Origin of the sequence: Leptolyngbya sp. 'hensonii' (assembly GCF_001939115.1) — a bacterium.
In the GTDB taxonomy this organism is placed as follows: Bacteria; Cyanobacteriota; Cyanobacteriia.
Genome location: NZ_MQTZ01000042.1, coordinates 271,459 through 286,228, shown reverse-complemented (window position 1 = coordinate 286,228; position 14,770 = coordinate 271,459). Strand labels below are relative to the sequence as shown.

Sequence of the window (14,770 nt, the reverse complement as noted above, 5' to 3'; positions counted from 1 at the left end):
CCGGGTGCTGACCCATCACGATCGCAAACCATGCCAGCAAAGGCTTCTAGAAAAAAGCTCCGCGATGCTGTCAGAGTTATTCACCCTGAGACAATGATTTCATTATGCCTGTATTTCTACCGAGTTGGTGGAAGACAACGGACTGAAAATTGATAGATTATCTTCACATTTTTGACTTTACTACTATATAGTGATAAATAAATAGCCATCTATTCTTTCCAACGAAATCACTGCAGTCAGCCCCTATCCCCCCTCAGCAACCGTCATGACACTTCCCCCTTCTGCTCTGGCTCCCATTTCGGATTATTTCAAAGTGCTGTCTGAGTTAAGTCGGCTACAGGTTCTGTGTGCTTTACGATCGGGTGCCAAGAATGTGACGGAGATTATGGAAGAGACGGGTCTGGGTCAGGCGAATGTTTCCAAGCACCTGAAGGTTCTGGCTCAGGCGGGGATTGTCTCCCGGATGCCACAGGGGGTGAGTGTGTATTATGCGATCGCGGAACCGTTCATTTTTGATCTCTGTGAGTTGGTCAGTATGCGGCTGTCGGTGCGGTTGGAGGAGCAGTCGCAGCGGCTGAAGCAGTTTCAGGATCTGGGGCTGTCGGAATCTGGGAAGAGCAAGGCTACAGCAACTTAGGTGCCAGGGGATTACTGGGAAACTTGCTGACTGAGCGAGGTCGAAGCCAGCCCTCTAGCACGACAAGCTTAAACGGGTTGGGTTTGTTTTGCAGGGGGCCAGCCCCCTGCAACCCCCGCTGGAGGACACCGCGCGTCCTCCAGACCGCCTCCGCAAAAAGGTCTGAAGCTAACAGCTTGCCTGGATGCTTACGCCCCTGGCACAGATGGTCTCATGTGGATGCTGGGGCTGAGTCAGGGTTCTCAGGGATCGTTTCATTTTCCCTGAGGTCTCTTCCTGGGAAGCAGGCGTTGGAAGCTCAGGCCAATTATAAGAGTGAATACCGGGCTGGGGCGATCGTTCCAATGACCGGAGGCACCACCAACCACAATCAGCTAGCCGGAACGCTGTATGCCTGCCGAGGTTACCACGTCTACATTGGGGATGTGCGGTTGTGGATTCCCCAGCATCGGCAATATACCTATCCAGATGTGATGGTGATCCAGGGTACCCCTCTCTACACGGGCACCAGCACCACCACGGTTACGAATCCTCTGCTGATTGCCGAAGTCCTGTCTAAGTCAACCCAGAACTATGACCAGGGTGAGAAGTTTATGTACTATCGCTCCATTTCCGACCTACGAGAGTACATTTTGATTGACCAGGCCCGGTTTCATGTCATGCAGTATGCCAGGAATGCTGAAGGCAAGTGGGTGTTGACGGAATATGAAGCAGCAGAATCCGTTTTAAGTTTGAGCACGATCGAGTTTCACATCCCGTTCAGGGACCTGTATGCGGGGGTAGATTTCAGCGAGATCGAGGAATAATCCTCGCAGGAACGTCCCTCCCCTCTCGGGAGGGGTGGCGCGTAGCGCCGGGGTGGGTCCTATGGCCCGATCAGGGCCTGGAAACGGGCATCGGCCCGAATCGGATCAAAATCGGTATCTGTCTTAGCCATCTCCTGATACTTCGAATCCAGGTGCATGGCCTGTTTCAGGGCTGTCACTGCCAGTTCAACAGCTCCCTGAAGGCCGTAGCAACAGGCTTTGTTGTAATGAGCGCTCCCATCGTCCGGTTTGATTTGCAGGGCCTGGTCGTAGCTGGCGATCGCCTCCTCTTTGCGGCCTAAGKCMGACAGGGCAWWCCCCCGGTTGTACCAGGCTTCKTGCTTGTCCGGTTTGATTTGCAGGGCCTGGTCGTAGCTGGCGATCGCCTCCTCCTTGCGGCCTAAGTCAGACAGGGCAAACCCCCGGTTGTACCAGGCTTCGTGATAGTCCGGTTTGATTTGCAGGGCCTGGTCGTAGCTGGCGATCGCCTCCTCATGGCGGCCTAAGTCAGACAGGGCAAACCCCCGGTTGTTCCAGGCTTCGTGATAGTCCGGTTTGATTTGCAGGGCCTGGTCGTAGCTGGCGATCGCCTCCTCATGGCGGCCTAAGTCAGACAGGGCATTCCCCCGGTTGTWCCAGGCTTCGTGCTTGTCCGGTTTGATTTGCAGGGCCTGGTCGTAGCTGGCGATCGCCTCCTCWTKGCGGCCTAAGTCAGACAGGGCATTCCCCCGGTTGTACCAGGCTTCGTGMTYGTCCGGTTTGATTTGCAGGGCCTGGTCGTAGCTGGCGATCGCCTCCTCATGGCGGCCTAAGGCAGACAGGGCAACCCCCCGGTTGTACCAGGCTTCGTGATCGTCCGGTTTGATTTGCAGGGCATAATTCCAGCTCATGATGCCGTTCTCATAGTCCTGTCCAGCACAGAAGAGAAATCCCAGCTCAGAGAGAAGTTTTACCCTGAGATCATGATTAGGACAAAACTCCAGCAAGTCTTTGAGTTCCAGGATTTTCTCCACCCGCTCCTGGGGGGTCAGAAGTAGATATTTGCTGTAGTTGCCTACTGCCACAAGTCGATCTGCTTCTTGAGCGATCTCCTGGGGGTTTTTGGGAAAGCGGAACAGGCCGGAACGCCAATCCAGAAAGTCAGCGGCTCGCTGGATGAAATAATCCACGACAAAGGCAGGCACCAGGAAGACAAACCGGGCCGGAAAGTCATCCCGGAAATGTTCTCGCTGCTGGTTCAGGTGGTTCAGGATTTTCGGTACCCCTTTCCAACTGTAGGTATAGATATCGCTGCTGCTCCACCCACTGAGGCGTTTTGTGTCTTCATAGGCATAGAGGGATGCCTGCAACCCTTCAATCACCAGCAGATCGAAAGGCTGAGCCTGCCAGAGGGCGGCGACCTGGTCATAGAGGGTGTCTACTTCTCCCTGCAGGGGCAACTCCTGAATCCGTTGCTGGGGCAGATCTCGTCGTAAGTCTCTGACAATCTGCTGCCCCTGGGCCGGGGAGCACTGGACAAAAAACAGCCCAAACCCTTGCTTGCGACGTAAGGCCCGCAGCAAGGCCCGGTAGACCTCTTCCCTGGTTTCCGGGCTTAATTCTTCGTCCCAATCAAAGGCATTGGCCGTCATGGGTTCAGTTTAGCGAGTTCCTCCTGAAAGCGGGGAAGTTTGCGAATCAGGGGATGGATATCGTACCAGGTCAGGAGTTCCCCAACTTCATCCAGACAGCGATACTCCAGAATGCAGCGCCGCTGCAGCAGGCTGCGATGTTCGTTGTCATTAGGGATAATTCTAGTATGGGCAACCTGGGCCAGTTTCTCCCATTCTGGTTCTTCCACCGCCCGCTGGTAAACTGCCCGCAGTTCGGTGATGGCCCGCTGCACTTCCCTGGCGGTAATCGGCACCTGGTCGGCCCGGTTCACTGCTTCCTGCATCATCTGCATCAATTCGCGAATATGGCCGCCACAGGAAAGGCAGAGCCGCTCCAGGGTTTCAGGCGCATCAAACACCTGGGTCGCCAGATCCAGATCGGGGGCATGGGGATTCACCCGCAACCACACCGCCTCCCGCAGTTTCGCCAGCCCTGGTGGGAAAACCTCCCCAGTGTGCTGTTGCACCATCACCATGGGTAGCACCAGGGTTTTGTCATAGATGGTCTGTACCTCATTGGCCCATCTGGAATACACCAGAGCAATGGGCACGGTATAAACCATGTGGCAGTTCAACCCCTTTAACTGCTCACTCCGATCCAGAAAAATTTCCTCATGGTTGCTGCGGCCATTGTCCCGGAAGTCGATCGGAATTCGGTCCAGGTTATCCACAATCATCGCCAGTTTAGACTTGCCCTGGGGCAAATGCTGACGGGCATCAGCAATGAACTCATTCAGGGCCTGCAACAGGGTGATGGTGTGGGGATTCACCCGCTCCCGAATTTTGGCTCGCTGGGTCGGCTCGGCTCGAATACTGGCCGTCAGTTTGGTGAAGACCGACAGGGATTGTTCCAGACTGACATCGTCAATAGAAATTTCCATCTGGGCCAGATCTTTCAGATCTTGCCAGCGGTCCCGCAGCCAGTTTTGAATTGGGGCAGCATTGGCCGATCGAATTTCCTTCAGAAAGCGGCGGGTACAGGCCAGCAGGATATCGATATATTCGACGTTTTGCGGATCGATATCTTCTTCATCCGCCTCAAAGTAGACCACAAAAAAGCCATATTCTTCCAGGCTTTGCTGCAAGCGGCGCAGCTCTGTAGATTTGCCACTGCCCCGATGGCCGGTGTAGAGCTGGTAGGTGGCCTGGTTCGAGTTGCGAATCCGTTTGCCCAGATCACTGACAATGTCCTCATCGCCCCGCACGTCCCGGAAGTCTACGTATTGGGGATCCCCTGCCGGGAGGGGACGGGATGGATCAAAGGCGTTGTAGATCTGGGTTAAACGATCGCTCATAGCCAGGGTGCTTGGGTTTGGAACTTATTGTATCCATAAAATCCTCCCAGCTGATGGGATGGCCTGCAAACCCACCCCGGCCCTACGGGCCACCCCTCCCAAGAGGGGATTTTAAAGAGCGATTATTTCAGGTTCGAAGGTCAGGCTCACCGCGCCGGGTGCGTAGGCAATTTGGCGAGTTGTTAGGCTTTCCCTCCTTTGCGGAGGAGGTCTGGAGGACGCGCGGTGTCCTCCAGCGGGGGTGCAGGGGGCTGGCCCCCTGAAAAAAGTTCAATGGCGTCAGTCGCAAAGTACTTCGAGATTAAACCACAGTGGCCACCCAGACCCACCCCGGCCCTACGGGCCACCCCTCCCAAGAGGGGAAGGGGATCCAGAATTCTGCAAGGTCTGTGTATCCCTCCTGGGAGGGGCAGGGGTAGGTTAACTGACGGAATGGGAAGGAGGATGGAAAAAGGGCAATTCAGGGATCTGGGGAGTCTAATTCCATTTGAGTGAAGACCACCGAGAGATTCGCCCCCCGACAGGTTTCCCTATACTCAAAGTCAACGATATGGCACGGTTAGTTGACCTGGGTACGGAAGCGGATAAACCCATAAGATCCAGTCGGGGTGCCTGGAGCCGTAGCATAGGGAATACTCTGGGGACTCAGAGGGGCATCACGGGTGACATCCACGACGATCGTGCCATTGGGATTGTCCACCGTGTTGCACTTGGCCGGAACCGTCGGACTGGCCACGAATTCGCCCCGATCGGGGGCATCGGCCACATTCGTCAGGTAGGCGGTGGGGGCAGTAGATCCGATCGCCAGAGCCAGCCCCTGATTCGTGGCAGAGCCGCCGTCCCCAGGACTGGAGCCGTTATAGGCGGTGGGAACGAAGGTTTGATTCGGCTCCAGGCGATCGCACAGCCGTACCTTGCGGGCGTCCCGGCCCCCAGCATTGAGGAAGTAGATCGTGTACTCCACCTGATCCCCCGGTTTGATGGCCACGGCATCCACCGGATCCGCTGGACTCACCCCAGCATCGGGCACGCCGCCGCCCTGGAGATAGCCTGCAGGCCAGTTGGCATTGCCGTCATCATTATTAGGGTCGCTGATGATGGTGGTGGCAGCATTAAATACGGTGTTGAAGGGGGTCGTCACCCCGCCAGACACAACAGCAGTGATCCGCTTCACCAGCAACAGGTTGGGGGCACTACCGACGGTGAGGCTGGCGGAAGCAGGGTTCGGATTGTTACCAGAGGTGGTTTGCAGGCCCCCTGCCGGAATCGTGTTGGTGAAGCTACCCGAAATTGCGGAGGTGACCTGCACCGAGATCGTACAGCCCCCCACCGGAATCGTCGCGCCACTGGCGTAGGCGATCGTATTGCCCCCACCCACAGCCGTCACATTGGCGCTGGTACAGGTACCGCCAATATTGGGCGGATTGGCCACACTCACCCCCGCAGGCAGGGTGTCCGTCAGGACGGCGGTCAAAGTGATGGCAGCGGCGTTGGGGTTGCCCAATTGCAGGGTCAGGGTAGACAGCCCATTCTGGCTGATGGTCGTTGGGTTAAAGGTTTTGCTCAGGGTGGGGAAGTTGACCGCTGAGATACTGCCAGAGGTGGCCAGGGGATTGGTTACCCCTTCGGCGGTGGTGATGGCATTGGCGGGAATGACGTTGTTGTAGGTGCCGATCGCTGCCACGGTGACATTGACCGAGACGGTACAACTGGTGGAGGCCACCATGCTGCCCCCCGTGATCGTGACGCTGTCAGCCGTGGTGGTGACCGTGCCGCTGGTGCAGGTGGTGGTGCCATTGGGGATGGGGGCGATCGTCACGCCGCTGGGCAGAGTGTCCGTCAGGGAGAGGCTGGTCAGGTCGATCGGGTTGGCGTTGATAATGGTGATCGTGAGGAGGGCCGTATCCCCCGGTTGCACCAGGGAGGGGCTGAACGCCTTGCCCACGCCCAATCCGGGCAGGTTGGTCAGGGTGGCACTGGCGGCACTGGTGTTGGTCGCCCCCTGGAATGTCGTCACGCCCCCGATCGGAATCGTGTTGGTGCGGTTGCCCGTCACCGTAGACGTGACCTGCAGGGAGACATTGCAACTGGTGTTGGGAGCAATTTGCCCATTACTGAAGGTGAAAGTATTCGCCCCCGGCACTGCTGTCACAATCCCATTGGTACAGTTCGTCGTGGCATTGGGCACAGAAGCTACCTGCATCCCGGCGGGCATGGTGTCGGTGAAGGTGGTTTGCAGATAGGTCTGGGTAGTGGAGGGATTGGTCAGGGTGACGGTCATCGTGGAGGTACTGCCCCCGGAAACGGTCAGAGGGTTGAAACTCTTGATCACATTGACGGGTAGAGGCGTGAAGTTGAGGGTGGCCTGGGCCTGTAACAGGTTCGTCACCCCCTGGGTACTGGTCAACGCCCCACTGGGAATCGTATTGGTGTTATTGCTGCTGGATGCGGTGCTGGTGACCTCCACCTGGAAAGTGCAGATCCCCGGCACCGCGCCCTGGGCAGCGGGAATGGTGCCATTGCTGAGGGTAAAGCTGGTCGCGTTGGCAACGGCAGTGACGGTGCCCGTGCCGCAGGTGGTGGCGGCATTGTTGGGAGAGTTGGCAACCCGAATGGGGCGGGCTCCCTGGGGCAGGTTATCGGTCAACTGCACTCCGGTGACCGCGGTGGTCAGGTAGTTGGTCAGGGTGACAATCAGGGTGCTGCGCCCCCCAGGGGCGATCGTATTGGGAAAGAACGCCTTGCTGATCTCAACCCCAGAGGTGACATTCAGGGTGGCATTGGCGGCACTGGTATTCGTGCGGCCTTGGGCATTGGTGATGCTGTTTGCTGGAATGGAGTTGAGATAGGCCCCCGGTGCAGTACCCGTCACACTAACCAGCACATCACAATTGCTGTTGATGTTGAGAGTGCCGCCAGACAGGGTGACAGAATTGCCCCCAGCCGTGGCAGTGACCGTGCCGCCGCTACAGGTGGTGCTGGCATTAGGGGGATTGGCAATCACCACGTTCGTGGGCAGGGTGTCGGTGATGCCCAGGCTAGTCAGGACGTTGGGACTGCCATTGGGATTGGTCAACCGGATTCTCAAGACAGAGGGAGCCCCCACTGGGATTGGGTTGGTCAGGAAGGTTTTGGCCAGGGTGACCGGGTTGAGTCCGGCAACAACGGACAGGGTGGCCGATCCGGGGGCCACATTGGTGGCTCCCTGGGCTGTTGTCACCCCACCGGCAGGAATGGTGTTGGTGCGGTTGCCGGTGCTACTGGCGACGACACTGACGGTCACCGTGCAGGAACCAGGGGTCGCTCCTACTGCCGCCGGAATGGTCCCACCTGTGAGATTAAAAGAGCTGGCTCCGGCAGCGGCATTCACAGTGCCCGCACCACAGGTGGTACTGGTATTGGGAGGGCTGGCGACCAGCAAGCCGGAGGGCAGGTTATCGGTCACCCCCACCCCCGTATAGGCCGCCCCAGAGGGATTAAACAGGGTAATCGTCAGGGTGGAGGGGCTCCCTGGTATGTTGGTTGACGGGGAAAAGGCTTTCGTGACAGACAGGTTCTGAACGGTCAAATTGGCGGTGGCAACAGAGGCATTCGTCACCCCCTGGGTGTTGGTCAGGCTGCCGATCGGCAACGTATTGGTATAGCTACCTGTAACGGTGGAAGTTACTGGAACAGTCACAGTACAGTTAGCTCCAGGGTTGATGGAACCGCCCGTGAGGGTGACGGAAGTGGCGGTGGTGGCCGCCGTCCCACCAGTACAGTTGGTGGTAGCCGCACCCGCAACCGTGACATTGGTCGGCAGATTATCGGTCAGGGAGACAGCGGTCAGGACCACGTTCGCGTCATTATTCGTAACCCGAATCAACAGATTGGTGGTTTGACCCGCAAAGATGGTGTTGCTGGGGGTGAAGTTCTTACTCAGACCAGGGTTGGCCATGGTCCGCACTTGCAATGTAGCGCTGGCTGGGGTGGCATTGGTTTGACCCTGATCATTGGTGAAGGCGTTGACCGGAATCGTATTCACTGAGTTGCCCTGGACCGTCGTTGTGACGTTAACGGAGAAACTGCACTGGCCATCCACAGTCCCAACTTTAGCTGGAACGTTTCCCCCAGCCAGGGAAAAGGCGGTGCTGCCTGCGATCGCCGTGACGGTGCCACCACAGGTGTTGGTGATGGCAGGTGGATTGGCAATTCCCATCCCAGCAGGCAGGTTGTCGGTCACCGCAGCGTTGGTCAGGGCAGTGGTGGCAGAGTTGAACAGGGTCACGGTCAGGGTGGAACTCTGGCCGGGGTTAATCTGTAGGGGGGAGAAGCTCTTGTTGAGGGAGGCCACCTGGGCGATCGCGGGGGGCGTGGTGCCGAGATGGAACAGCAGGGTTCCCAGCAGGGCCACGATCGCAAGCAGTGCGTAGCGACAGGATCGAGAGAATTTGCTGAAGATGGGATGCATCATGATCATCGAATGTCTTTCTGGAGCTTCTCTAGAAGAACGGGGTCTACCAATGCCCCCTGGATTTCGGGCGGGTTGATGCCCAGGGTTCGCAACATGGCCTGCACCGTGGTCGTATCCCGACCGAGCAGGAGGTTGAGGGCCAGGGCTAGGCGCAGATTGGTGGCCCGATCGGCCTGGGCCGTCACAGTCGGGGTCGGGGTCTGGCTGAGGATCAGGTCCACCCGATTGGGGTCCTGGGCCTGAAGTTGGGTCACCTCTGGCGTCCGAATCAGGATGCGATCGGCTTCAATCCCCTGGTCCATCAGGTAGGTCCGGGCCACCAGAAGCCTGTCCAAGGCAGCATCCGGGTTTCCAATCCCATAGCCCTGCAGTTCGATCGTCTGATTGGGATTCGCTTTTAGCAATGAGATGACCTGATTCAAGGCCGGTTGCTCCGAGACAGACCCATTGGTATCCACGGCCAGGGCTAGTCCTGCGGGAGGAGAGGCAGTCGGACTCGTCGCCTGGGTTTGCACGGGGACAATCTGGCGCAGGGTATTCAAGGCTGGAGAGGCTGTTTCCCCATTTTCTAACTGAGCGGCCATAAAGCCAAATGTTTCCGAGGGGCCGGTCAGCACCAGGGAGAAATACTGGTTTTGTGACCCGCTGGCCTGTTGTCCCAGCGAACGGATAATCACCTGTTGGGCGCTGATGCCCTTTCCGAGCAGATAACCTCGGGCCGTAATGACCCGTTGGGTTTCCAGATCCGGAGCGGTGCTCCCGACCAGCAGGGAGGGCAGATAGGCTTGAATCTCCACCGCCACCGCCGGATATTGTTGCAGAATCACGGCAATCTGGTCCAGCACTTCCATATCCTGAGGGCTGAGATTAGCTTGTTTGTCAGCAAACCCTAGATTCTGGGCCAGATCTAGTCGCAATGGGGGGGAGGCTGCAGCCTGGATTATGGGAACTGGAGGCGGGGCTGTTGCCACCTGGGGAGCCGGGGGCAGGGGCTTTTGCAAGCCAAAGCCATCAAACAACTCGTTCAGTTTTACCGTCAACCCGGCATAAAAGCCACCGGCAGAGCGGTTCCCGGCCAGATCCCCGGCAACGATGCTGCCGGAACTGTACCCGATCGCCGCCCGCAGATTGGGGGTCAGGTAATACCCGGCTTCGATCGAAAATCCCGTTTCGCTGTAGCCCGTCGAGGGCTGGTTAATCCAGCGGCCTTCTCCCACCAAGTCCATGTTGTAGCCCAGGCGGTAGGTGGCCCGTAACTGGGCCAGGGAGATGGAACTGGTGCCGACTAAATCCCTGGCCAGATAGGTGGTGCTGCTGCGGACTGCGAACTTACCATAGAACTCCCACTGCCAGTCGGGGGCATAGATGGCCTCCAAAGCCAGGGTCTGGTCTTCTGAGCCGGTGCCGCTACCCAGCAGAATTGTGTTGGGAATCACCGAGGGATTCTTGCGGTATTCATAGCGCAGTAGGGCATTGAAACTGTCATTCTGCGGATCGCGATAGGCCAGCCCGATCTTCAGACTGGAGGTGTCTCCCAGGCCCTGCAGGAGCTGGTTCGAGGCATTAGCCTGCTGGTAGCGGAAGAGCACCGTCACCGCAGGGGAGAGCTTGCCCGCAGCAGCGGCGGAGATCACCGTATTACTGCCCGACGGGGAACTGCGAAATTCATAGCGGGCGCTGGCCTGGAAGTTAGGAGTATCGTTATACTCCAGGCCGACGCTGTAGCTCTCTCCCGGTTGTAGGGCCAGGGTAGCAGCGGACTGGCCCACGGCGAAGGGTTGCAGAAACTGGGTGCCGGTGCCAGTGGCGATCGGGAAATCTCCAAACACCCGCTCATAGGCCAGGTTGAGTCGCAGACCGGGGGCCAGAATCCAGCGGTGGTTCAGACCCACCATGCCCTGCATCGTCGTGCCATTGGCTCCCCCCAGAATGGAGTAGCGTCCGGTCAGGGTGGTGTCGGAGCCGAGGCTGTAGGAGCCGGTCAGGTCCATGCTGGTGAGGGAGTTACCCGCCAGGGGTCCGCTACCGAAAAACTGCTGAGCCACCCGCAGGTTCAACCCCTGAGTGATGGTCCAATCCACCCCTAGCAGGGTGCGATCGCCATACACCGGGTCCGACTGTCCAGACAGGGTGGTTTCGTTCTGGGCAATCAGGGTCAGGTTCTCGATCAAGGGTACAGTGAGGCGAGTGCGAAGCTGATCGGAACTGGTGTTGAGTAGGGCGATGCGGTCCTGCCGATCGCGATGGAATAGTTCCAGGGACAGATCCGCCAGCCCGATCTTCTGCTGCAGGCCAATGGAGTAGGTGGTGAGGGAGTTGTCCACCCGACTGCCCGGAACGGCTGTGGTGCGGGGAGCCAGGAAGGCTTCCAGGGTATTGAGGGGCTGGGGGGCAATCCCAAAGTTTTCTTCCCGATCGACCTGCAGTTTCACCGTCGTGCTGGGGGAGAGGACTGCATTCACCTGGGCTCCGTAGCGGGTCTGACCGGGGACAAAACTGGTGGTGGCGTTGTTGGCAAACCCGGTATCCGTAGAGCGGTAATACATCTGCAACTGCAGGTTGGGATTGAGCTGGGTATTCAGCTCGGCCCGCACCGCCGAGCCGGTGACTGGACCTGTGCTGTCAAGATCATTACGAGACTGGGCATATTCCAGAATCAACTGGCTGGCCGGTCCCAGGGTAATCAGGGCATCGGCCCCCACCAGTTCAAAGCTCCGATCACCCTGGTTCTCCCGCCAGTAGGTGGCTCCCAGCCAACTTTCCTGGTTAAAGGTGCGGGAAAAGTAGTAACGCACCCGTCCAGCGTAGATGGCATTGTTGCTGCCCGGACTGTCGAACTGGTAGGTGACCACAATCCGCCGTACCAGGGTTTGGCCCCGATCGTCCACTTCTGTCCGCAGGATGGGACGGCGGAACAGCAGGGTACCCCGATCATAATCAATCTCGTAATCCGGACCCCGCTGCAGAGCCAGCCGCTGGATCACGGTACCGGGTCGGTTCAGTTCTTCCAGTTCCAGAAACACATTCTCACTGCCCGCCAGCACCAGCCGCCGAGAGAGGAAGTAGTAGCCGCTGGTGCCATCGGGGGCGATCGTATCCCGCTGAAAGCCCTGGACATTATTGGCGTAGAGGGCGGTGACCTGAAGATCCCCGAAGTTGTAATTGCCCTTGAAGCCATGCAACTGGCGAGTGAAGGCCGTAAATTGCTGGGCACGGGTGGCAAATTCCTCCGTGTTGTAATCTCCCCACATGAAGAAGTTGGGGCTGGCGTTGGGGATACCGGAGGATTGCTCCAGGCGCAGATAGAGGCTGTCGATCGAGGGGCTGGTGACGCTGACGGTGGAACTGTCCCCATAGACGGGATAGTTCTGCTCACAAGCCTGGACATCCCGGAACAGGCGGTTGCCATCGCAGGTTTGGTTCAGGGGGCGCGTGTTGTTGAAGGAGCCGGTGAATAGCCAATCTCCTACTTTGCCAGTGGCGAACACGGCTGTCCGCAGATCCAGTTGGGTGCCGTTATTGCCATCCGCTGGCAGAAAGTCCTTCAGGCTGCCGTAGAAGTCAGTCCCCCGGGAACCCAGGCGCAGGTCAATCACCCCGGAAACCAGGGAGGGCCGGAGATTTGTCTCAAACTGGAGCTGGGTAAAAGCCTCCAGATTATTGCTGGTAGCCCGAATCTGCACCATCTGCGCTGTCAGATTCGATCGCAACTTGGCCTGGAACTGGCCCTGCTTGGCCTCGACCTGGAAACCGGGCTGATCTTTGTTCAGGTCTTCTCCAACGAAGTCTCCGGCATTGCTTTGAAGGGTGACGATCGCATCCCAGTTAGCCCGGTTGCCATTCTGATCCAGTAACTGGCCCTGCAGGGTGGCGGTCGATCGGCCATCCGCCGGAATGCGGGATTCCACCGGGCTGATCTGGAGCTGGGTGACCTTGCCCCGCACCTGCACTCGCACCGTCGTCTCCGTTTCTGGGTGGCCTTTGATGCGGGCGCTGAGGAGATTATCCCCCTGGCCCAGGGGCACCCCATACCAGGTCTGGCGGACCAGGTTGGTGCTGCTGTCGGATTCCACCCGACCCACCAGTTTTGGATCGATCGGGGTCCCATTCACCCGCAGTTCAATCTCCGGAGGCGGGGTGGTGGCGTCTCCAACCTGGAATTGCAGCGTGACGGTGGCGGCAGGCTGGTCCAGCACCTGGCTGGGGGCAGGGGTGAGAATCTGGAGTACCGGCAGGGGAGCCACCGCTGGGTCCATGGGCGGTGTCACCTGAGCCAGCAGCGGCAGGCAGGACTGGGCAGCAGCGCAGTTCTCCTGAACCTGCAGCACCGGTTCTGCCTGGGTGGACTCTGACCTGGCGATCGGAGCCAGCAGCAGCAGGCTCAGGGTTCCGGCAGTGGCTCCCATCTGGAAGAGGCGCTTCATGGCGTCCCTCCAGTCTGAACGGCAGGGACAACTCCGAAATTGATCCGGGCCAGTCCACCCGGTTCCAGGCGCACCAGGCGCACCTGACTGTTGCGCTCGATAAAGTAGGGATTGGGGGCCAGGGTGTACCCTGGGACTGAAGTCAGATCCAGAGTGGCAGTACGGGCACCAGCGATCACATTCGCCACTGAAAACAGCCCATTCACGTCGGTGACGATACGATTACCGTCGTCCATGAAAATGACCGCATTGGGAAGCCCTGGTTCGCCCGGTTGCTGTTCCCCATCAAAGTTCTTGTCGTAAAAGACACGGCCAATCAGGGTGCCACAGTCCGCCAGGATGCCCGCCCGGATAGCCAGCCGATGGATACTGGGGCCGTCTTTCACCAGCAACTGGTTGTCGGTTCGCTGTCCTGAGACGGCAGCGGAGTTCTGCCCGGAACCCCGAATGGCGTCAGGGGTGAGGGTGGCAGCGTAGGCGATCGTCAGCACCGAAGGCTGATTCTGGCTACCAGGAGGGAGAGCAAAGTTTTCAGCTTTGAACTGGAGGGTGGAACCAGACCGCTCGGTGGCAATGGAAACAGGAGTACCGTTAGATTCGCCCCGCACCGACCCCACCCCATAGGTAAAGCCGAGGGGCAGCACGTCCGTGACCGTCAGGTTAACCACGGCAGTACTGGAGAGGTTGCGAATGGCAAGGCGATAAATCACCGTATCCCCCGGTTCAGCAGCAGCCCGATCGCCACTCTTAACAATCTGCAGAGCCTGGTTCTGGCAAACACTCACGGTGGGAGCAATCACGGCAAGGGAAATACCTGCCTGATTCAAATCCGTCAGGCTCTGGGTGTAGCTAACAGAGGTCTGGCCATTGGGGGGATTCAGGGGCTTACCATCCAGGGCCGTGGCGGTGTAGATAAGGCTATTGCCAGTGGTAGCCCCGATCGTCACCTGCACCCGACGCTGGTCATATCCGGAACCAGCAGGTGGCGTAATAACCAGAATGTAGGTCTTGCCGAAGCTTTGCTGGCTGGCATTCAGGAGGAAGTTAAAACTGCCCTGGTTGCTGGGAAAGAGATTGATATTCTGGCTGTTGGGGACCAGTCCCAGGGGAATACCATTGCCTACAACATCGGGGACTTCGGTAGGCGTCAAGGGGGTTGGGTTGCCAGGAGAGGTGCCCGTGGGGTCTCCCATTAAAGGATCAAACAGGCTGACCTTAAAGCCGGTATAGGTGGGCAAGGTTTCCCCAGCACAACCCGTAATGCGACCAGGAGGCACAACGGTAGGCTGGGCCGCAACCACTCCGGAGACAGCCATAACGTCAATCAGGTCCGCCTGAATCCCATCGCCATAGGTAGCCGTTGCCCGGTTCTGGAGGGAGATCCCGGCCCTAGCGATCGGACTGAGGGGGAGCAGACTGCTGGTCAGCACGATCGCCGCCAGACTTCTGAGCCAGGGCGCTCTTAAGCGTTGGCTCCAGCTTAGCTGGAAACTCATGGTCTTT

At 58.4% G+C, this 14,770-nt stretch carries 7 protein-coding genes; 2 read left to right on the top strand and 5 right to left on the bottom strand.

Annotation, left to right across the window (positions count from 1 at the left end; all coding sequences use genetic code 11):
* Nucleotides 1–265 precede the first annotated feature (265 nt).
* Both BST81_RS15420 and BST81_RS15415 read left to right on the top strand, forming a co-directional pair.
* A complete protein-coding gene (locus BST81_RS15420) occupies nt 266–637 on the top strand; it encodes a metalloregulator ArsR/SmtB family transcription factor (protein WP_075599387.1) in 372 nt (123 codons plus the stop codon).
* Nucleotides 638–927: 290 nt separating this feature from the next.
* Nucleotides 928–1,443 carry a Uma2 family endonuclease gene (locus BST81_RS15415; RefSeq protein ID WP_253188315.1) on the top strand — a complete coding sequence of 172 codons (516 nt, stop codon included), beginning with the start codon at nt 928–930 and terminating at the stop codon, nt 1,441–1,443.
* Between the two features lie 59 nt (nt 1,444–1,502).
* Here the strand turns inward: BST81_RS15415 and BST81_RS15410 are convergent, their stop codons facing one another.
* The 5 genes from BST81_RS15410 to BST81_RS15390 all read right to left on the bottom strand — a co-directional run bounded on the left by BST81_RS15410 (nt 1,503) and on the right by BST81_RS15390 (nt 14,763).
* The gene (locus tag BST81_RS15410; protein ID WP_075599386.1) at nt 1,503–3,074 is read right to left on the bottom strand and encodes a tetratricopeptide repeat protein; all 1,572 of its coding nucleotides are present in this window, start codon (nt 3,072–3,074) and stop codon (nt 1,503–1,505) included.
* Nucleotides 3,071–4,390 (bottom strand): ATP-binding protein, encoded by a 1,320-nt coding sequence (locus BST81_RS15405; RefSeq protein ID WP_075599385.1) that lies wholly within the window; start codon nt 4,388–4,390, stop codon nt 3,071–3,073. The genes BST81_RS15410 and BST81_RS15405 overlap by 4 nt, the downstream gene beginning before the upstream one ends.
* A gap of 559 nt (nt 4,391–4,949) precedes the next feature.
* On the bottom strand, nt 4,950–8,843 hold the full coding sequence (locus BST81_RS15400; protein ID WP_171974771.1) for a DUF11 domain-containing protein: 3,894 nt from the start codon (nt 8,841–8,843) through the stop codon (nt 4,950–4,952).
* Nucleotides 8,844–8,845: 2 nt separating this feature from the next.
* Complete coding sequence (locus tag BST81_RS15395) at nt 8,846–13,267, bottom strand: hypothetical protein (RefSeq protein WP_075599383.1); 4,422 nt, start codon at nt 13,265–13,267, stop codon at nt 8,846–8,848.
* Entirely contained in the window at nt 13,264–14,763 is a 1,500-nt protein-coding gene (locus BST81_RS15390; protein WP_075599382.1) for a DUF11 domain-containing protein, read from the bottom strand. Before BST81_RS15390 ends, BST81_RS15395 begins: the two co-directional genes overlap by 4 nt.
* Between the last annotated feature and the right edge of the window lie 7 nt (nt 14,764–14,770).

What these genes read in the sequence shown, in the direction of transcription:
- BST81_RS15390 (WP_075599382.1), bottom strand. Translation starts at nt 14,763, where the DNA reads ATGAGTTTCCAGCTAAGCTGGAGCCAACGCTTAAGAGCGCCCTGGCTC.
- BST81_RS15395 (WP_075599383.1), bottom strand. Translation starts at nt 13,267, where the DNA reads ATGAAGCGCCTCTTCCAGATGGGAGCCACTGCCGGAACCCTGAGCCTG.
- BST81_RS15405 (WP_075599385.1), bottom strand. Translation starts at nt 4,390, where the DNA reads ATGAGCGATCGTTTAACCCAGATCTACAACGCCTTTGATCCATCCCGT.
- BST81_RS15420 (WP_075599387.1), top strand. Translation starts at nt 266, where the DNA reads ATGACACTTCCCCCTTCTGCTCTGGCTCCCATTTCGGATTATTTCAAA.
- BST81_RS15400 (WP_171974771.1), bottom strand. Translation starts at nt 8,843, where the DNA reads ATGATGCATCCCATCTTCAGCAAATTCTCTCGATCCTGTCGCTACGCA.